The following is a 19261-nucleotide window of genomic DNA, read 5'->3' as shown; positions in this document are numbered from 1 at the left end:
TCCTCATGCGACCGCATGCGATCGTGTTTATCCACTTGGTTTCTCAACCTTTTGAAGAAGCAGCTCTCAACATTGCATGTGTTCGCAACCGACTCACCCCTGCGGGATACACAGCACCACTTGATCAATCCCGATCTCTGCTGCGATGCCATAAACACCGCTTGGGGTGCTGGCATACATCGGTCGGCAATGGCTGCCCTGAGTCTTGACGGTATACCGGTGACCCGTGTCATCCCTGAGTTCCATGGTCCAACGCGGTCGGGCTTCGGTCGCTTCCTCGCAGGGCACTGCAACCAGTGATAGCCGGCAGTTCTCTTCCGGGAGCATTGACTGGATGGCGTCAACGGAAATGAACTTCTTGTTGTGTGGGGACTCGTTTGAACTGGACATTATGCGGTCATTGGGTTTTGTTCTCGACTGTTGATCGCGAAAACTACTGTCCGGTGTCGGGTTCCGAAATCGTAAAATTGGTTCCTCGGACAAGCGTGGATCCTTTCTCGTTACTCTGGTTACATCCAACCTCAGCGATCCATCCCCACACATCGGATCGTCAAAACTAAACACGGCGTATTGCTCGATAAGAGTGATCATGATTTGGAACGGCCGGGTTAAAAACGGGAAAGTTGTTAAATCCGCAAAGAAGACAGCACAGGTGTCAAGTTACACAGAATGTCTCACGCTTGTATCTGTCGCAAGTTTTCCTGAGAGATGTATAGACGGAACGGATGTGTCGACTATCCCGCCAGTTGGATAAACTTCTGAAACGGACGGAGCTTGGGAATACAGATCGCAAGTTTAAGTCCGAGAGGCTTCAAATGCCGCCCATGCTTTTTCGAAAGAATCGAAATCGAACCCTGATGCGCGAGCGGGGTCCAGGATCAGTCTTTCGGTTTCAAGCAACTTGATGATCGCCCGTTCAAGCTCGCCCATTACCTGGGGCGGGATCACCAGAGCGCCATGCCGGTCGGCATGCACAAGGTCACCGTCCTTGATCGACAGGCCGAAGACTGTCACCGGTGTGCCAATCTCTTTTACGTGCACAAATCCATGGCTTGGCCCGACAGACCCGGCAACCACCGGGAATCCATCCGGCAGGTCGCCGAGGTCCCGCATCACGCCGTTGGTCAGCGCACCATTTATGCCAAAACCTTTGTGGACCGTCGTATTGATCTCGCCCCAATAGGCGCCGATGCAATCAGGATAATCCAAATCCTCAACCACCGTGACAGCCGGGCCGCTCCCAGTTGCCATATGCCTGTAATAGTCCATCCGACGTTGGCGGATCTCCTCAGGCGGTTCTGACGGCGGGTTCACGGCGGCAATCTTCGCGGTACGGGCATATCCCACCATCGCCCCCACATCGGGATCAGAACATAACATCGTGCCCCGGGTGAATTCATTGAATCCGCGCTTGCCCTGCGCCACTTCGATTGCGTTACAAACAGTCGGAGTGTCGACCTTTTTCAGCAGGTCCAGAAGGGATTGGTTCATATCATCTCCAGCCAGCGGGTCAGGGCCGCCGTTGTTTGTTGCGGTTGTTCCAATGTCGGCAAGTGGCCGGCGTTTTCTATGATATCCAATCGGCTCTGTGGCATCAGATCGTGCATCAACTCATGCCTTGAGACGGGGCACAGGGCGTCGTCGCGCCCACAGAGAATGAGTGCTCCGCCGGTGAAGTTACGCAGCGTGTTGCTCTGATCAGGGCGATCACGCAGGGCTTTGGATTGATTGACGAAAACGTCCGGCCCAAGATCCATGGCCATGTCCATGCACAAATCTAGAATGGCGGCGCGACGCGGACCGTCCGCCAGGTAGTTCGGTTTCATCTCTTCGGCCATGACTTTGCGCAGGTCGCCACGTCCGACCGCATCGATCTGAGGGCCGCGCCTGGCTTTGACCTCGTCCAATTCAGCAAGCGGGTTCGTGTCCATCACCGCCAAACCAGCCACACGGTCAGGGGCCTGACGCAGAATTTCCATCGCCACGATACCGCCCATCGAGAGTCCCGCCAGAGCAAAGCGTTCGGGCGCATAGGCCAACACATCGGCGGCCAGCGCCTGCATCGTTTCATGGCCTCCGATTGGTGCGCACAGGATCGGGTACTTGCCTGACAAAGCATCGATCTGCGGAGTGAACAACCGCGCATCGCACATCATGCCGGGCAGGAGGATAAGCGGCGTCATTTGACCAGGGCAGCCCCTTCGGCAAGCGCGCCCAACTTGGCATAGGCGATATCCGGATCGACTGCACCAAAGCCGGCAAAGGTGCCAAAGCCGCAATCTGATCCGGCGATTACACGCTCATTTCCAACGATTTTCGTAAACCGCTCGGTACGCTGAGCAATCAGTTCGGGGTGTTCGACAAAATTCGTCGTGGTGTCCACCACACCAGGCACAAGAACCTTGTCATCCGGAATTTCGCCCTTGCGGTCACGGAACACCGTCCATTCATGCGCGTGTCGCGGGTTAGAGGTTTCAAAAAGCACGTAGCGCGATTTGGTCGACATCAGCGTCGAAAACACCTTGTCCATGCCGATGTCGCAGCAATGCGGCCCCTCGTAATTGCCCCAGCAGATATGGACACGCACTTTGTCAGCTGGGACATTTTGCAATGCGTGGTTCAATGCCTCAACATGCATGTTGGCGATTTTCACGAACTCGTCGTCGGACAGATCGGTGAACAGCATATGGCGCGACAGGGCCAGATCCGGGCAATCCAATTGCAGATCCAGACCCGCACCAACGATGGTTTCATATTCTTCCTTCATCGCGTCGGCCAGCGCGGCCAGATAGGCCTCGCGCGTCGGATAGAAGTCATTCTGCAGAAACAGAGAAATCACCCCAGGGCTGGCTGCGTTCATAAAACCGCGCCCGACCCCGTGTTCGACCATGGCAGCCTTGAGGTTGTCGATGTCCTTCTGCAGCTCACCTTGCCCTTTTGAGCGCACCTCGCCAACGCACATGGGTCGCGCATATTGGGGCGTGCCGCCATCATCCGCCAGACGTTTCAGAAAACCGGGAAACATCTTGAGGTCAGCCGGCGCATTGCGCGGGCTGTCACCTGCAAAGCCGGTATAGCGGTCCTTGACGTAAGTTGCGTAAGAGATCTTTGAGGTCTCACCGTCCGAGACGATATCAACCCCAGCCTTGACTTGTTTCCGCACGGTCTCGGACACGGCCGCTGTCATACAGGCGTCAAATGCAGCCTGATCGAACGGTTCCTCTCGCTCGCAAGCAAAGATGAAGTCAACGACCTCCTGATTTCGTGGCAGACTTCCCACATGGGTGGTTGAAACGCGGGTCATGTTAGAATCTCCATTCAAATCTAGGTCCATCGCCGGGCCGGAAAGCCGGCGATGGATGTGCTGCGCGCGCCCCGATTGAAACCGGGACGTGTAATTTCGGCGTTATGCTCCTGTCCAAGTGGCCCCAGCAGGGTCGTCGGTTGCGGTGATCCGGTACAGACCCGCTTGCCCGGTCATAGACGGTTCAGCGCTGTAGCTTTCACCGGGCAGAACCAGAGCGGTATCGCCGTTGGACAGGGTAACCTCGACCTCATTGATCTTGATGCGCCAATGGCCGCTCGCCGGCATCAGAACCACGGGTTTGTCCGCCTTGGCCTGTTCAGCCACGGCCGAACCGCGCGTCATAAAATCAACCTCGAAACCGGGCTTGTCTTGGATCAGGCCATTTTCACCGATCACAACCGCAGGTTTGTCCGCTGCCAGCGCCATCAGGTCCCAGTAGCGAGCGACGTATTTGCCGATCACTGCATCAACGGGAACCTCGGGGAAGGCTTTCAGTTCTTCCTCGGTCAGTAGCGGCATCGGCTGCACATTGTGTGGCAGTTCCTCGCCCTTTTTGCTATCGTACAAGACGCCGTTATTGCCCAACATCAGGCCATGGGCCTGCGCATCCTGAATGACTTGCGGAGCCCAGGTCACGCCGCCACCGGCATCGTCGCCACCCAGCATCGACATGATCATGCCATAGTCCTGGCCGACATTCTCGAAGCCGCGGAAGATCCCGGTCGGGATGTTGAAGATGTCGCCTTCTTCAGCGATGAACTCACCTGCCGTGCCATAACGACCCCAGAAGAACCGCCATCGACCTTTAGCAACAAAGAACACCTCGGCGGTGGTGTGGCTGTGCAGCGAGTTGCGGCATTTCGGCGGTTGCCCCGCTGCGCCGATGTTGAACCCGATCTTGTCGGTGATGTGGACGTGTTGATCCGGGCTTTCGCTGACCCCACCGCCAATGATTGTAAAGTTCTCCTTCTGGTCCGAGCCCGGCGTGTGCGCGTCGATGAACGCGGTTTTACAAGGCTTCAGTTCGCCATAACGGACGATGCGGCTTTCGATGGTACTCATATCTTTTCTCCTTTTGATTTGGGTTTGATCGGATCAAACCAAACCACCCGGCGGACGATTGTTCAGTCGTCGGGCACGCAGGCTGGCGCGATGGGCGTGGTACCGCCGCAACGCCTGCCCGGCATCCAGATTTGAGATACGGTGCGACATTCTAGAGATCGCCGGTTTTCAGCAGAATCTGTTTCCAGATCGAGGTTTCGTCAAACAAGGTGTATTCCTTGCGCAGTCCCCATGGACCGAACTCGGCCTGGCTGATGCCCAGCACAAAGACCTCGGCCCCTGTGGGCACGCCGAACACGCCCCAGCCGTCATGCGTGCCATGCAAAGACCAGCGGATCGCGGCGCGCGGCGGCATCATCGGGTCGTCACGGCCGATCTGGTGGTGGATCTTGAATTCGGCACGTGGGAACGCCGCGCGCAGGCCCATCCAGAACCGATCAACCGGCCCCCAACTGTGGCCGGTCTTGCCCCCGGGATATTCTGACAGAACAGCGCGGTCGTATTCAGCCTCGATCACCCTCATATCGGCATTCATGATCCGGGTCAGGATATCCGCGTATTTCTGGCCCCATTCATTGTCATTGCCACGGCCTTTATAGGGGCCGGGCTGATCGTTCGCCGGTGTGAAAGGTTGCACGCAGGCGTCAGCCCCACCTTCGCGCGCGATCAGATCGCGGGCATATTCCTTGGGGTCCCAACCCATCTGCTGCACGATCGCGCTCTGGTCGCGGATGAGCCACTCATCGTTGATCTGGTTGTTGATGGCGTGGCAGTCGGCTAAAATGCGGTAGACCAGTTTCTTGCCGGTCGCCTTGCCATACACACCGTCACCCAGATGGGTCGCTGTGGACAAAAGGCGATGCGACGACAGCATGCCCTCTTCCGGCGTTCCCGACCAGATCACATCCTCACCCAACAGCGTTCGATCAGGAAACTCCGCCAGAGTTGCCATAGTGGCAGCAATGACATTCTGGTTTCCGACAACCACCGACCCAGGTGACCGCACGACGATGTCCAGGGCGTAATAGTCGTGCAGTGTGGCAATGCCACGATCTTCCCAGATTTCCTTGGTAATCCCGATTATGTAGTCGGGGAAATCTTTGAACTTGGGATCAAATCCCTTCATGTCTTCCATCCTTCAGGTATGCGGGCGGAGCCGCGCACAATTAGCGGTCCGTCAATCTCGACCCGACGAGGACCGGCATCGGGGTCCTCGATCTTGCCGAGCAGAATATCGACAGTTTCGGTGACCATGCGATTGGCGGGCTGTCGAATGGTGGTCAGGTTGTATGCTGGCCATGAGGCGACAGTGACATCGTCATACCCGATGACCGAAACGTCGCCCGGAACATTCAGCCCCAATTCGAACCGCAGCGTGTCCATCACGGAAACGGCCATGTGATCGTTGGCGACAAACACCGCATCAGGCGGATCGGCTTCGAACATCCGCAGCGTGGCTTGCCGGGCTTCTTCCGTCGAAAAGTTTCCTACTTCGCGGGCGTGCAGCGTAACCCCGGCTTTCTGCAAGGTCGCAACAAACCCTGTTTCGCGGTCACGCTGGGTCGAAGCTCCTTCCCACCCGGCGATATATCCGATCTTTTGGTGCCCAGCTGCCAACAAGAACTCGGCAGCCTTTCGACCACCGGCAACGTTGTCAGATGTAACTGACGACATCGCCGTGTCGTCTTGTGCCCGATTGAACAACACCATCGGTATACCGGCCGTTCGGCAGCGGTCTGACAAATCCGAGGACAAAGCCACCGAAGCGGCGATAATCCCTTCGACCTGAAAGTCGAGTATTTCCTCGACCACATTGTCGATGTTTCCAGATTCATGCGAGGCCATGAATATCAGCACGTGGTATCCACGTTCCTGTAACGTGTTTGTCAGCTTCTCCAGCGCCTCGGGATAGAACTGGTTGTTCAGATAGGCCACGACAAGCCCGATGATCCGGCTTTTCCCGGACACTACAGCGCGGGCCAGAACGTTCGGGCGATAGCCCAGTTCCTTGGCCGCCTTGCGCACCTTTTCAACGGTTTTTTTCGACGCAGACGCGCCGGGGGTGAACACACGGCTGACCGCAGATTGGCTGACCCCGGCGAGACGGGCAACTTCCAGTGATGTAACTTTTTGTGTCGCCATCAGTCTGCCGTCCAACCTCCGTCAACCATCAATGCCGTGCCCGTCACCATCGACGATGCATCCGAGGCCAGATAAACCACCGCCCCCATTATGTCTTCAACCTCTCCGGGGCGACCCAGTTTAATCTTGTTCAGAATCCAGGCCCGCTTGTCCGGGTCGTCGAAAGTCGACTTTGTCAGATCCGTCAGAATGAATGTGGGGCAAATCGTGTTAACCCGGATCTTTGACGGTCCGAACTCAAGCGCCATCGCCTTGGTGAAGCCTTCGACAGCGAATTTCGACGCACAATAAACCGCGCGTTCGCGACCACCAACATGGCCCATCTGGCTAGAGATATTGATCAGCGAACCGGGACGGCCAGCGTCGAGCAGGCCTTTGGCAACAGCCTGGGTCAGAAAATAAGCACCTTTGACATTGACGCCTATCACCGCATCGAAATCTTCCGGCTGTGTTTCCACGGCCTTGCTGTGTCGGGCAAGCCCGGCTGAGTTCAGCAGAATATCGAACGGCCCATTTTGCGCCACGGCTTCAGCGGTTGCCGCCACGTCCGAAACATCCAGTTCCAGAACCGTGGCAGACCATCCCTGCGCCGACATATCTTTTGCAATATCCTGAAGCGCACCAGCACGGCGCGCCGCCAAAGTGACCTCAGCACCAAGTTCCGCCAGCGCCACAGCGCAGGCCATGCCTATGCCCGACGAGGCTCCGGCGACCAAAGCTCGCTTGCCGCTCAGGTCGAAACTGGGGGTGCTGGGAAAATGCGGCATATCAGACCTCGCCGACCGGGAATGGGATGGTGCCCGGTACACGTGCCTTATTGAACTCACGCAGTCGGGCAAAAACATCTACGCCCAATTGCCGATACACATCCAGCAAATCGACCAACACCCAATTCTCGCGGATCAGCCCACCTTCCAGACGCCAGAAATCAAGTGACTTCAAAGTGATCCGTTTGCCCGAAGGCGCAATCCCCATCCAGCCGTCATGGGTGACGGTCTGGATCATGTTCGGCCAGCCGGTCACAGCGGCGTAGTCGCCATCACCAAAAAAGTGAAAGGTGATCTCGTCGGCATACTGACCACGATCGGGCATTCCGTTGAGGAAGGGAGTCTGGTGCCAGTTGCGGAATCCCGCGATACCGCGCGCTGTCCCGATCCCTGCGGGACCGTACCAGTTCATGCGCGGATGCCAGAACCGCTCCATCTCCATCACTTCGGGCCCACCCTGGCTGGGGTGTTTCTCAAGATGTTTCAGCATGTCGACGATATGATTGCACGAGGCCAGAGATTTCACCTCATCCCACGGCCCGGACACAACGCCATCCAGCGTCGCCGGGCCGGGAATGCAGAACTCCAGCCCCAGAGACGGGGCCATTGGCCAGGCATTCGCCTGCATCATGACTTCGGGAACGTCCCAGAGTGTCTGGATCTCGACAACCTTGCCATTTTCGAAACGGTAGAATTCGTGGAACCGCGTGTGGGTCAGATGCCCGGTCGGCGGGATATCCAGCCAGGGGGCGACGAAGGTGCCGAAGTAGTGGCCGCCGCAGCCAACCCAATCGTTGCCCTGTTCTGTCTGACCACCCATGACGATCCAGTCGCGACGCTCAAGATCGGGCATGGATTTCAGAAGTGGCGCATAACAGGTGTCATAGAGTTCCTGCGGGCCGCTCAGATCTCCGAATGGATACAACATGTGGATGGCTGCATCGGGCGCGATCACCGCCTCCAGCGCCGCTCGTACCTCAGCTTCGTCGAATTTATACATGGCCTCGCGCAGGGGCGCGATCAGGGCCTTGTGGGTAGAGTGAGTATCCATTGCGAAATCTCGCATTATTTTAACTTCTTATCCAAAAAATTCTGTAGGGCCCCGGTCGAATCCCTGCGCAAGATTCGTCACGCTTACGAAGTCGCATCGGCCGTCTCGCGATATGGTGCGCCTTCACCATAGGGCACGTTGATGCCCCCATAACGCCGGACACGGATGTTGCATTGTTCGGCATGGCCGACAAAGCCTTCCAGCATACACAGACGTGAGCCGTATTCGCCGATCATCGCCGCTGCCTCATCAGAGACGACTTTCTGATAGCTATGGGTTTTCATGAATTTGCCGACCCAGAGCCCGCCGGTATAGCGCCCGGCCTTTTTGGTCGGCAGTGTATGATTGGTTCCGATCACCTTGTCGCCGTTGGCCACGTTGGTGCGCGGACCAAGGAACAGCGCACCGTAACAAGTCATGTTTTCCAGGAACCAGTCGTCGCGATCTGTCATGACTTGAACGTGCTCGGACGCGATGTCATCGGCCACTTGAAGCATCTCGTCATAGGTGTCGCAGACGATGACCTCGCCGTATTCCTCCCAACTGACCTTGGCAGTGCCGGCGGTGGGTAGGAACCCGAGGATACGGTCGATCTCGCTCAGTGTTTCTTGGGCCAGCTTGTACGAGTTGGTGACCAGAACGCAGGGACTGTTATAGCCATGCTCGGCCTGTCCCAGCAGATCGGTCGCACACAGCTCGGCATCAGCGGCGGTTTCATCGGCGATGACCATAGTTTCGGTCGGACCAGCGAACAGATCGATGCCGACGCGGCCGAAAAGCTGTCGCTTGGCTTCGGCCACAAAAGCGTTGCCGGGGCCAACCAGCATGTGAACCGGATCAATGGTCTCAGTCCCTATCGCCATGGCACCGATGGCCTGGATACCACCCATGACATAGATTTCATGTGCGCCACCCAAATACATGGCCGCGATCACGGCAGCGTTCGGTTTGCCCTGAAACGGCGGAGTGCAAGCGATGATCCGAGGAACGCCCGCAACTTTTGCCGTAGCCACAGACATGTGCGCCGAGGCCACCATCGGAAACTTGCCGCCCGGCACGTAGCAGCCCACCGACTGTACCGGAATGTTCTTGTGACCCAGGATTACGCCGGGCAGGGTTTCAACCTCGATATCCAGCATCGAGTCGCGCTGTGCCTGCGCAAAGTTCATCACCTGTTTCTGAGCAAACTTGATATCGGCCAATTCGCGCTCGGACAGCGAAGCGATCAACTCGTCGATCTGATCCTGGCTCAAGCGGAAGCTTTCCGGCGAGTAGTTGTCGAACTTCTCAGACAGCTCGCGCACTGCGGTATCGCCGCGGGTTTCGATATCCGCCAGCGTTTCTTCGACAACAGCTCGGGTTTTGGCATCGTCTTCCGCCCGGTCAGCTTCAGGTTTGCCGCGTTTCAGGTATTCAATAGCCATTGTCTCTATCCTCAGTTTTCGGGCCGGGGTGGAGTTTTTTCTCCCCGGTCAAATGCTTCCCAGCCTTCGCCGTTGAACAGATCAACGCCAAGCTGCGCGGCGACGTGGGCGAAATCGACGTTCACCCAGTTGTCAACGATCTTGCCATCGACGACTTTCCAGAAATCCATGTATCGGATCTCGACCCGCTTGCCGGTGGGCGCGATGCCCAGAAACTCGCCCGAGTGGGTTGCCTCCTGGCGGCCAAAGGCCGCAGCCCATTCGCCCATATAAAGCCGGGCCTCATCAATGCAGGTCTTGTCCGAGAACGCCGCCTGAAACGGGCGTTGCCAGTTTTCCTGAAACTCCTTGAGCCCAGTTTTGGTGCCGCAGCCCCGGTTGCCGATCCAGCGGAACCCTTCTGCGAAGAATTCGCCGATATCGTCGATGCGGTGATCGTTCAAACCATCGACCATCCCCTCGATCACGGCGCGGGTCTCGTCGGTTTTTCTCATGTCCGTGTCACGTGTCAGCACGGCCTGTTCGGGGCGGGAGCCCTTCATGTGTCTTTTCCTTTTATGGTTACCAAGGGGTTTTCTGTCTGGACGGGGAGGGTTGGTCGGCCGTCAGAAAATCCCTTGGCATCCGGTTGAGCGCCGGGTGGCGCGCAATGGCGTTATGTCTGGCGGAACAGCTCATTAGGTCTGTTCAGAAATTTCGGCAAAAAGGTCGAAACCCAGTTGCACCAGCAGATGAGGAATATCGAGCATGCACCAGTTCTCGATGATCTTGCCTTCTGCGCAGCGCCACCAGTCGCAGTCACGCATAAAAACGCGCTTTCCCGTTGGCTCCAGGCCCAGGAAGGATTTGACGTGGACGCCGGTGATCTGCGGCCAGCCGCACAGGAATGCATAGTCGCCATCCCCGGCTTTGCAATTCGAACCGACGCCGGTGACGCCTGCGTCCTTGCCGTCGCCCCAGCCTTCGAACGTGTCCTCGAAGGGGGATTGGAATTCGGCGAAGGCATCGACCGTGGCATAGGATCCCAGCCCGCCGGGACCGTACCACACCATTCGGTCATCCCAATAAGGCCGCCAGCTTTGGTCCTCGGTCGTTAGCTGTTTTAGCATGTCCTCGACCAGATCTGCTGTGGCGCGTGACTGCGCTGGGTCTGAAGGCCCAATGACGATGCCGTCATGCGTTGCCGGACCTGGCACGACACCTTCATAGCCCTGCAGTTCCAGCGGCCAGAGGCCAAGCGCGATGATCAACTCGGCAAAGCCGAGGAAGACATAGGATTCGACGATCTTGCCATCTTCCATTCGGTGGAATTCACCAAATCGCAGAAATGCCAGTTTGCCGCTGGGTGGAATACCACAAAGCGGTCGCTTGAAATGACCGTGGAAATACCCGGTCGAGGTGACCCACTCGCTTCCCAGGTATTCGCCACCTGTGACCACATAGTTCTGACGGGTGAGCCCCTCGAACGCCTCTGAAATCGGTAAGATGACAGAGCTAACGTAGCCGTTGCCATCAGGGGCTGCATTGATCGGATGGCTCGCTTCGGTAGTGGCCGTTGCGGCGAAAATCTCGCTGGCGGCCGTCTCCATGGTCTCGCCTAGGCCCTTATCAAAGCTTTCGAGAAACTGACGATAAAGCTGTTTGTTTTCAAACGTGGTTCCGGTGGCAATACCCATCGCTGGGCGATTTGCGCGCTTGTTCATGGCGCTTTCCTTTTTAGGACGTTTTCCTATTCGCTGTGGCGGTGTGCAGGCACGAGGACCCGCGCGCATCAAGGCAAATGGAATTCGTCCCGGCCGTCGGGCCCGGCGCGCAGCCAAGTTCAGGCTGGCTGCGTGCGCATGGGCAGATACGGACTGAGGATGAGTGCGCCCCATTTATGTCAGCCTTTCACAGCCCCGGCGGTCAGGCCGCCGACGATCTGGCGTTGGAAGAACATCACCAGGATGAACAGTGGAACTGTGGCTGAAACCACCGCCGCAACGGCGAACATCACGTTGCCCTCGGTTTGTGTTGTACCAAGGAAGGCGGCGATTGCAGGCACCATGGTGCGGTTGCTTTCGGACAGCAGCATCGCCCCGACGGCAAAGTCGTTATAGGCCAGAAGGAACGAGAACAGCCCGGTCGTGATGACGCCTGGCCACATCACCGGAATGATCACACGTCGGAAAGCCTGAAACTGGTTGCATCCGTCGACCTTGGCACTTTCATCCAACTCGCTCGGGATGTTCTTGAAGAAGGAATGCAACATCCAAAGAGTGAACGGCTGGTTGATCGCCACAAGCACGATAATGGTGGTTGGAAGAATTCCCCAAACATTCCATTCAAAGAAGGGTAACAGATAACCCGAGACCAGAGTGATTGGCGGCATCGCGCGGAAGATAAGCGCCGTGATCAACAGCCAGAATGTGTAGTTGTAAGTAGACCGCGAAAGGGCATAGCCTCCTAGCGTCCCTATAGTCAGTGAGATGGTAACAACAAAGAAACAGACGATCCCGGTGTTCAGAACATTGCGCCAGAACTCTTCCTGAATCCAAGCACCCTCATATCCGGTGGTGGTGAACGGCGAGCCATAAACCGCTTCGGTTCGGGCACCAGTCAGGGCATTGGTCCAGTCAGCGATCGAGAAGAAATCCAGTTCGACCTTGAACGAGCCCCAAACCGTCCAGAGGAACGGAAAGGCGGCCAGGATAAACCATAGGAGCACAAACAGGGATGAGGCGATCCGAAGGCTTGTAGGCATTCTTTGCGCGCGGCTGGCCATATTATCTTGCTCCTTTGAAATCGCGCCAGGTGCGGACAAGCACGGGCGACAGAAGAATTGCGACCCCGAAAATCGTCATCACAGAGGTAGCAGCAGCGGAAGACAGTTGCCGAGTCTCGCCACCGAGATCGTAGAAGATGAAGGTGCTGAGTGATTGCGCATGCGCTTGTGCACTGAAGCCGATGATAGGTTCAAACACCTTGAAATTGTCCATCAACTGGATCAGTGCAACAAATGTGACCAGGGGCATGAGATGGGGAACAACCACGAATTTGACCTGCTGCCAGCGCGTCGCCCCGTCTATCTGGGCGGCCTCAATCTGGTCTTGGGGCAAGGTTTGCAGGCCAGCATAGAACACGACAAAGGCAAAAGGCGCAGCGTGCCAAACACCATAGACCATCAGCGCTACCCACATCAGCCCTGTTGATGCTTTCAGGCTGAAATCCGGATCTCCAGCAAGATATACGAGGGCGTTGCCGATCACCCCGCGACTGTCAATCATCCAAAACAGGATGAGCGAGCCGATCAGCGGGGTCACGATCATGGGCAGAAGAGAGAAAAAGATCATCAGACCTTTGAGTTGCCTGTGCAGGGAGTTTACTGCCAGCGCAATCACCAGCCCCAAAATAATTGTGAGCGGTGTCACGACAGCAACGAAGGTCAGCGTGAATGCCATCGCCCGGTAGAAGGGCAGATTACCAAGCTCGGTGAAGAAGCCGCCCCATGTTTCATTCGCGGCCCAGATTTGACCAATTTCCTGAATCGCCAGATGGCCTCGGTTAAAGTAAATGTCCAGTCCCACAAACCGGCCCAGAGGTTTCTCGGCGCGAAGCGCCGCGGTGGCCTCTTGATCAACAGTGGTCTCAGTTGTGCATCCGATAAGCGGGGTACAGTTTTCGACCTCTAACAGAACGGCCGGGTGGGGCGCGAAGATCGATTGAGTCACCACCGAGACAATTGGCATTGCAATGAACAGCAGCATCGCGAGTCCTGTGGGCAGGAAGAACCAAAGGAATGTCTTATGGCGCATGTTGCAATCCTCGTGTCAGTGGGATTGCGCGGGCGGTTATCAAAGGCACCCGCGCAATAGGCTTCTTATTGCAGATAGCCTTGCTCGATGGCGGCGGCACGATAGGCGGCTTCTACATCAGCCAACGCTTGTTCCGCGCTTTCCTTACCCTGCATGAAATCAGCAAGTTCGTTGCCAAGTGCGCTGTGCATGAGCCCCATGTACGGCAACATCGGATACGGTGGCGTGCCCATTTTGGCCGCAGCAAACACGCCCTCGGCATCTTTTCCCGGCTGGTAGCCTTCAATCAGCCAGACCGCCAGTGGTGTGGTTTCATCGTTCAGCATGTCAGGGCGGATGCCATGTTTCATTGCAATGAATGTGGCCTCGGCCTCTTCATCTGAGATGTTCTTTCCGACAGTCCAACCGTCCCACCACAGGGTCGTCGCAGGGATATCTCCGCCACCAACTGTCAGCGGCGCGCCAATCGCATGGCCGTCGATTACCTCCTGCAACACACCTTCGGTGGTGGTTTGCTGCGATGCGCGCGAACCCCACATATTCATGATTGCAACGTTGCCAGCCCGGTATTCGGCATTGGTGGCGTTGGAGTCATGAGTCAGGAAGTCGGGATTCATGTATTCCGACAAAGCCTTCATCATATTCAGGGCGTTGACACCGGCCTCAGAATTCACGTTGGGTTCGGCCGTACCGGGTTTAAAATGACTGCCGCCATAACCAAGGAACATATTGTTGAATTCCTGCGCCAGGTTCCAACCCGATGCATAGGCTCCACCAACCGGGTTTTGCATGATGCCCTGCGTACGAATGGCCTCGGCCACCTCGAGCATTTCCTCATAGGTAGTCGGGACTTCCACACCGGCTTGCTCAAGGATGTCCTTGCGGTACATCAGATGCTGCGCGTTCGCCATGAAGGCGATAGCCATGATGTTGTCGCCAATCTTGATCAGCTGCCCAGGCTGCAGGTCCTGACCATACTTTTCCACTAGGTCATTGAGCGGACGAATAACGTCTTCGTTCATCAGTGCCACAACCGAACTATTGGCGATGATTGCGGTCGTGTATTCCGACGGATTGCCCGACAGGCCAGCCACGTTGATGGTCTGGTGCTCGGATGTCAGGTTGGATTCTACCGACGCCCCGGTGCATTCCTTCGCTCCGGCTGCGACGGCCTGGATGGCCGCAAATTCATTGCCGACTATGTTGACACGTGCGCCGATTTCGCAGGCATATCCCGCGCTTGCGGCAAAGGCGGCTACCGAGCCGGCCAATGCAATTTTCTTCAGAAACATCAATATTCCTCCCTAGATGGATGGTGCATCTTCGAAGTCTGCACCCAGATTACCCCGTCCCAACGGGTGTTGTTTGCGGTTCTCAGCCTTCCAGGCGAGCCCCGGTTTTCGCATCAAACAGATGGCAGTGATCAGTATGGATATGAATCGAGACCTGATCGTCGATTTCGGCCCGATAGGTTTTGTCGGCCTTGACCGAGACCAGCGCACCACCGATCCGAACCGAAACCATGGTGCTGTCGCCCAACAGCTCTTGCGTATAGATCGGCGCGTTGATCTCGCCGCCACTTTCCACAACATTTGCGTCCTCGGCGCGAAACCCCAGCGTGATAGGACCGTCCGGCGCGTTCAACCCGTGCACCTCTGTGCTTTGGGCGCGGAACACGCCACCCTGAACCTCGCCATCGACAAGGTTCATTGCCGGGTTGCCGATGAAGCTGGCCACAAATGTATTTGCAGGTTCATCGTAAATATCGGTTGGGGAGCCAACCTGCTGAACCACACCTTGTTTCATGATCACCACCCGATCAGCCAAGGTCATTGCCTCGATCTGGTCGTGGGTCACATAGATCGTGGTGACCGCCAATTCGTGGCTCAGGTTCTTGATCTGCGCGCGGGTGGAAACGCGCAGTTTTGCGTCAAGGTTGGATAGTGGCTCGTCCATCAGAAACACGTTCGGCTCGCGCACAATGGCACGAGCCAGGGCAACCCTCTGACGCTGACCGCCAGACAGTTCCGCCGGTTTGCGGTGCAGGAAGTCATCCAGCTCGACCATCGCCGAAGCGCGCCGCACTTTTTCGTCATGGGTAGCAGGGTCAATACCGCGAACTTTCAGCGGGAAGCGAATGTTCTCATATACATTCATATTCGGATACAGCGCGTATGACTGGAACACCATCGCGACATCGCGGTCTTTGGGCTCCATGTCATTTACTCGGGCGCCATCGATCAGGATATCCCCCTCAGACGCGTCCTCGAGACCAGCAATCATGCGCATTGTCGTCGTCTTTCCGCAACCTGACGGCCCAAGAAGCACCAGAAATTCCTTGTCGGCTATTGTCAGGTCAAAATTGTCAACTCCAACAAACGATCCCCAACGCTTTCCAACATTGCGAAGTTGAATTTCGGCCATTCTGTCCTCCCTGCTGCACGCATCGTGCATACGCTTGCAAAACCATAGACAACAAAAGAAACATCTGGCAAGCTTTTTTTGCATGCGTGTGCAAACGTCGACTTCATCTTCTTCGCAATTCGCCCCATGACAGCGACTAAAGAACTGAAAGAAAGTAATAATGTCCTATGAAATCCAAAAAGCGATCATCTTGGATTACTACTCGGCGCTCAGCAGCGTAAAAGAATCGGATATCGCCAACACGTTGTCTGAGTTCTGCGCAGAAGACTACCTGTGGCGCGGTTTCCACCCGTTTGATGAGCTTCGGGGCACCCATGACGTAGCGCAGGCATTCTGGCGTCCCCTGAAGCAAAGCCTAGGGAATATGCAGCGCCGGATGGACGTGTTCATGGCCGGAAAAAACGAGATGGACGGATTCACCTCGGTCTGGGTTGTTTCAATGGGGCACCTGATGGGCCTGTTCGATAATGCGTGGCTGGGCATCGCCCCCACAGGCAAGATGGCGTTTTTGCGCTATTGTGAGTTCAACAGGATCGAGAATGGGAAGATCGCCGAGACGGCTATGTATTTCGACATCCCGCATTTCATGATGCAAGTCGGGTTGCAGCCCTTCCCGCCCCAAACCGCAGCCCACCTGGTGCAACCCGGACCGATGACGCATGACGGGTTGATGTTCAACCCGCAGCCTGCCGAAGAAGGCGAGAAAACTCTCGGCACGATCAATGCTATGATTTCCGATCTCGGCCAATGGAACAGCGGCCTGAGCCTTGAGGAAGAATTGCGCCAGACATGGAGCGAAGACATGATCTGGTGGGGGCCCGCTGGGATCGGCGCGACCTATACGATTGAGCGTTATGCAAAGCAGCACTCAGGCCCTTTCCGCGCATCCTTAACGGACCGCTCGAAGACCAAGCACATTTGCCGCTTGGCTGAGGGTCACTATGGCGGTTTTTTCGGCTGGCCGAATTTTACGGCGCGGCCCACCGGCGGGTTCATGGGTATGCCCGCCACCGACAAGGCCGGTGAATTCCGCGTGATCGACATATATCGTCGCGAGGGTGACAAGCTGGCCGAGAACTGGGTTTTCATCGATCTGCTGCATTTCTGGAAACAACAGGGTGTCGATATATTGGGGCGCATGGCGAAAGTACCGCGAACATGACCGGCTGGATCGACGCCCATCACCACCTTTGGGACCTTGAAGCCGTGAACTACCCCTGGCTGATGGCGCGCGGGGAGGAAAGGTTCTTTGGCGACCCGACGCCGATTCAACGGAATTACCTGCTGCGCGAGTTCCGGTCCGAAGCCGCGCCCTGCGGAGTCGGTGCCTCGATCCATATCCAGGTGGGAGCCAAAAACGGTCTGGACGAAGCCCGGTGGGTTCAAGCTGTCGCCGATACCAATCCAGACTGGCCAATGGCGCAGGTTGTGTTCTGTGACCTGACTTCGGCTGACCTACCCGCCCAGCTTGATACGTTTCAGGCCCTTCCAACTGTACGCGGTGTGCGCCAGATCGTCGGGCGCGCACCCGGAGAGGACGCGCAGACGGGCACAAATTCTCTGCTGGATGATCCGCGATTTCTGAATGGACTGAGGGAGGCTGGACGGCGCGATCTCAGCTTTGATCTCCAGCTCATTCCCGAATTAATCGGAAAAACTACCCGAATTCTTGCGCAAGCCTCGAATACACGAGTCGCTCTATGCCATGCCGGATCACCACATGACCGTACCCGCGCGGGCCTGAAAAGCTGGGCTCAAAGACTGCACGCGCTGTCCGATCTGCCGCATGTCTCATGCAAACTATCAGGCCTGGGCATGTTCGATCACAACTGGACACCTGACAGCATTCGCCCGATCGTGGAGATTTGCCTTGAACAATTCGGACCCAAGAGGGTCATGTTTGGTTCGAATTTCCCGGTCGACAAGCTCTATGGCAACTATGCATCGCTGGTACAGGCTTACCGTAATTTGGTACCGGCTGAAGCACAATCGGCGGTTTTCAGAGAAACCGCCGCACACTTCTATGATCTCGAGGTGCCCTGAGAGGGTTGTGTCGCGAATTTTGACCGAGGTCGACGAAATCGCGTGCCCTGGAGCTTGTTGCTTTCAAATCAATCGCGAGCAGGTTTCAGAATGGTTTCTTTGAAAGGCTGCCACTTCCCGAAGGATGTGGTTTTAGACGCTGTGTTTTTCTATTTGCGCTACACTGTTTCCTATCGCGACCTTGAGGAAATCATGGCTGAAAGGGGCGTTTCCGTCGATCACGCTACGTTGAATAGATGGGTTGTAAAATATTCGCCGATGATCGCTGCGCGGGCGCAATCGAAAAAGCTTCCAACACAGAAATCTTGGAGAATGGACGAAACCTACCTCCGTGTGCGCGGTAAGTGGGTGTATCTCTATCGGGCCGTCGACAAAGCAGGGAACACCCTTGATTTTATGCTGTCTGAGCGAAGAAACGGTCCCGCAGCAACCAGGTTCTTTGCCAAAGCGCTGTCATCAAACGGAATCCCAGACAAAGTCGTCATCGATAAGAGCGGAGCCAACGCAGCCGGCATTCGAGAAGTGAACAGGATTCTGAAGCGGTTTGGTTGCCAAGCCAGGGTGCAGACAATCAGGTCCAAATTTTTGAACAACATGATCGAGCAGGATCATCGGTTCATAAAACGGCGTGTTCGACACATGTGTGGGTTCAAATCATTCGCATCCGCGTCCGCTACGCTGGATGGTATCGAGGTCTCCAACATGATCCGAAAGAAGCAATTCTCCAGCGCAGCCACCTCTGGCTTTCGGGTGTTTGCTGAGATCGCAGGATAAGTGTGCCTGGTAAGACGCTTACTCTGAGTGTTCCAAAAATTTGCAACACAACCCGTTGGCGCTGGATCTGACTTTGCCCCTGTCTTCCGTCACCAATGACCAGCAAAATAACTCTTGTCCCGCTATTTCATTTGCCGCTCTCAAAGGTTCGATGACCGAAGTCAAGCAGGCCATCGGAAATCCGTCGAACAACTGGAATCTAATCTCGCTACATTTTTCTACCAGCATGATTATTTTACTATCAGGAATAATGGGTGCTATGATAGCCCGAATTGGATTGGCTGAAACGGCGCAGCTGCTTGCACCGTTGGTTCAGACAAGTGTAGCAAGACATTGAAGGCGAAACATTGAAAAAACGCGACACAGAAATGGTGGGAAATCTGACTCAGGATCCGCATTCCGTTCGAACGAGCGAACGTGAAAAGGTGCTCGAAGTAGCGATCGGCCGCGAGGTCCGAGCCTTTCGCAAACAG

General features: G+C 56.2%; 20 protein-coding genes and 1 pseudogene. 5 read left to right on the top strand and 16 right to left on the bottom strand.

Features of this window, described 5'->3' with window-relative positions; all coding sequences use genetic code 11:
* Positions 1-93: 93 nt before the first annotated feature.
* The 16 genes from AC2FND_RS11995 to AC2FND_RS11920 form a co-directional block, all read right to left on the bottom strand.
* Positions 94-390 (bottom strand): hypothetical protein, encoded by a 297-nt coding sequence (locus tag AC2FND_RS11995; RefSeq protein ID WP_480686035.1) that lies wholly within the window; start codon positions 388-390, stop codon positions 94-96.
* Between the two features lie 405 nt (positions 391-795).
* Positions 796-1491: an RraA family protein gene (locus AC2FND_RS11990; RefSeq protein ID WP_496769935.1), complete on the bottom strand. Its 696-nt coding sequence runs from the start codon at positions 1489-1491 to the stop codon at positions 796-798.
* Positions 1488-2183, bottom strand: coding sequence for an alpha/beta fold hydrolase (locus AC2FND_RS11985; RefSeq protein ID WP_496769933.1), 696 nt, complete (start codon positions 2181-2183; stop codon positions 1488-1490). The genes AC2FND_RS11990 and AC2FND_RS11985 overlap by 4 nt, the downstream gene beginning before the upstream one ends.
* Positions 2180-3304, bottom strand: coding sequence for a cobalamin-independent methionine synthase II family protein (locus tag AC2FND_RS11980; protein WP_496769931.1), 1125 nt, complete (start codon positions 3302-3304; stop codon positions 2180-2182). Before AC2FND_RS11980 ends, AC2FND_RS11985 begins: the two co-directional genes overlap by 4 nt.
* A gap of 102 nt (positions 3305-3406) precedes the next feature.
* A complete protein-coding gene (locus tag AC2FND_RS11975) occupies positions 3407-4369 on the bottom strand; it encodes a cupin domain-containing protein (RefSeq protein WP_496769929.1) in 963 nt (320 codons plus the stop codon).
* A gap of 151 nt (positions 4370-4520) precedes the next feature.
* A complete protein-coding gene (locus tag AC2FND_RS11970; protein ID WP_480560592.1) occupies positions 4521-5495 on the bottom strand; it encodes a nuclear transport factor 2 family protein in 975 nt (324 codons plus the stop codon).
* Positions 5492-6511, bottom strand: coding sequence for a LacI family DNA-binding transcriptional regulator (locus AC2FND_RS11965; protein WP_209599322.1), 1020 nt, complete (start codon positions 6509-6511; stop codon positions 5492-5494). Before AC2FND_RS11965 ends, AC2FND_RS11970 begins: the two co-directional genes overlap by 4 nt.
* Positions 6511-7278, bottom strand: coding sequence for an SDR family NAD(P)-dependent oxidoreductase (locus tag AC2FND_RS11960; protein WP_496769926.1), 768 nt, complete (start codon positions 7276-7278; stop codon positions 6511-6513). The genes AC2FND_RS11965 and AC2FND_RS11960 overlap by 1 nt, the downstream gene beginning before the upstream one ends.
* A 1-nt stretch (position 7279) precedes the next feature.
* The gene (locus tag AC2FND_RS11955) at positions 7280-8329 is read right to left on the bottom strand and encodes an ester cyclase (protein ID WP_496769924.1); all 1050 of its coding nucleotides are present in this window, start codon (positions 8327-8329) and stop codon (positions 7280-7282) included.
* 83 nt (positions 8330-8412) lie between these two features.
* Positions 8413-9753 carry a histidinol dehydrogenase gene (hisD, locus tag AC2FND_RS11950; protein ID WP_496769923.1) on the bottom strand — a complete coding sequence of 447 codons (1341 nt, stop codon included), beginning with the start codon at positions 9751-9753 and terminating at the stop codon, positions 8413-8415.
* Between the two features lie 11 nt (positions 9754-9764).
* A complete protein-coding gene (locus AC2FND_RS11945; RefSeq protein ID WP_209507348.1) occupies positions 9765-10295 on the bottom strand; it encodes an ester cyclase in 531 nt (176 codons plus the stop codon).
* A 135-nt stretch (positions 10296-10430) separates the two neighbouring features.
* Positions 10431-11456 (bottom strand): ester cyclase, encoded by a 1026-nt coding sequence (locus AC2FND_RS11940; protein ID WP_496769921.1) that lies wholly within the window; start codon positions 11454-11456, stop codon positions 10431-10433.
* Positions 11457-11635: 179 nt separating this feature from the next.
* The gene (locus tag AC2FND_RS11935) at positions 11636-12517 is read right to left on the bottom strand and encodes a carbohydrate ABC transporter permease (RefSeq protein WP_209507350.1); all 882 of its coding nucleotides are present in this window, start codon (positions 12515-12517) and stop codon (positions 11636-11638) included.
* Between the two features lies 1 nt (position 12518).
* A complete protein-coding gene (locus AC2FND_RS11930; RefSeq protein ID WP_209599328.1) occupies positions 12519-13547 on the bottom strand; it encodes a carbohydrate ABC transporter permease in 1029 nt (342 codons plus the stop codon).
* Between the two features lie 65 nt (positions 13548-13612).
* Positions 13613-14839, bottom strand: a complete 1227-nt coding sequence (locus tag AC2FND_RS11925) for an ABC transporter substrate-binding protein (protein ID WP_496769919.1) — start codon at positions 14837-14839, stop codon at positions 13613-13615.
* A gap of 82 nt (positions 14840-14921) precedes the next feature.
* A complete protein-coding gene (locus AC2FND_RS11920) occupies positions 14922-15971 on the bottom strand; it encodes an ABC transporter ATP-binding protein (protein WP_209599329.1) in 1050 nt (349 codons plus the stop codon).
* 160 nt (positions 15972-16131) lie between these two features.
* On the opposite strand from AC2FND_RS11920, the gene AC2FND_RS11915 reads away from it, so the two are divergent.
* The 5 genes and pseudogenes from AC2FND_RS11915 to AC2FND_RS11895 form a co-directional block, all read left to right on the top strand.
* Complete coding sequence (locus AC2FND_RS11915; RefSeq protein ID WP_496769917.1) at positions 16132-17133, top strand: ester cyclase; 1002 nt, start codon at positions 16132-16134, stop codon at positions 17131-17133.
* Positions 17130-18014 (top strand): amidohydrolase family protein, encoded by an 885-nt coding sequence (locus tag AC2FND_RS11910; RefSeq protein WP_496769915.1) that lies wholly within the window; start codon positions 17130-17132, stop codon positions 18012-18014. Before AC2FND_RS11915 ends, AC2FND_RS11910 begins: the two co-directional genes overlap by 4 nt.
* Before the next feature lie 90 nt (positions 18015-18104).
* Positions 18105-18788 (top strand): IS6 family transposase, encoded by a 684-nt coding sequence (locus tag AC2FND_RS11905; protein ID WP_496769913.1) that lies wholly within the window; start codon positions 18105-18107, stop codon positions 18786-18788.
* A gap of 55 nt (positions 18789-18843) precedes the next feature.
* Positions 18844-19125, top strand: a complete 282-nt coding sequence (locus AC2FND_RS11900) for a hypothetical protein (RefSeq protein WP_480508329.1) — start codon at positions 18844-18846, stop codon at positions 19123-19125.
* A gap of 31 nt (positions 19126-19156) precedes the next feature.
* Positions 19157-19261, top strand: a pseudogene (locus AC2FND_RS11895) (helix-turn-helix domain-containing protein); the annotation flags it as partial.

The sequence above is a fragment of the Ruegeria sp. BHSB056 genome, assembly GCF_059613305.1.
This window is presented reverse-complemented; position numbering and strand designations above follow the sequence as displayed.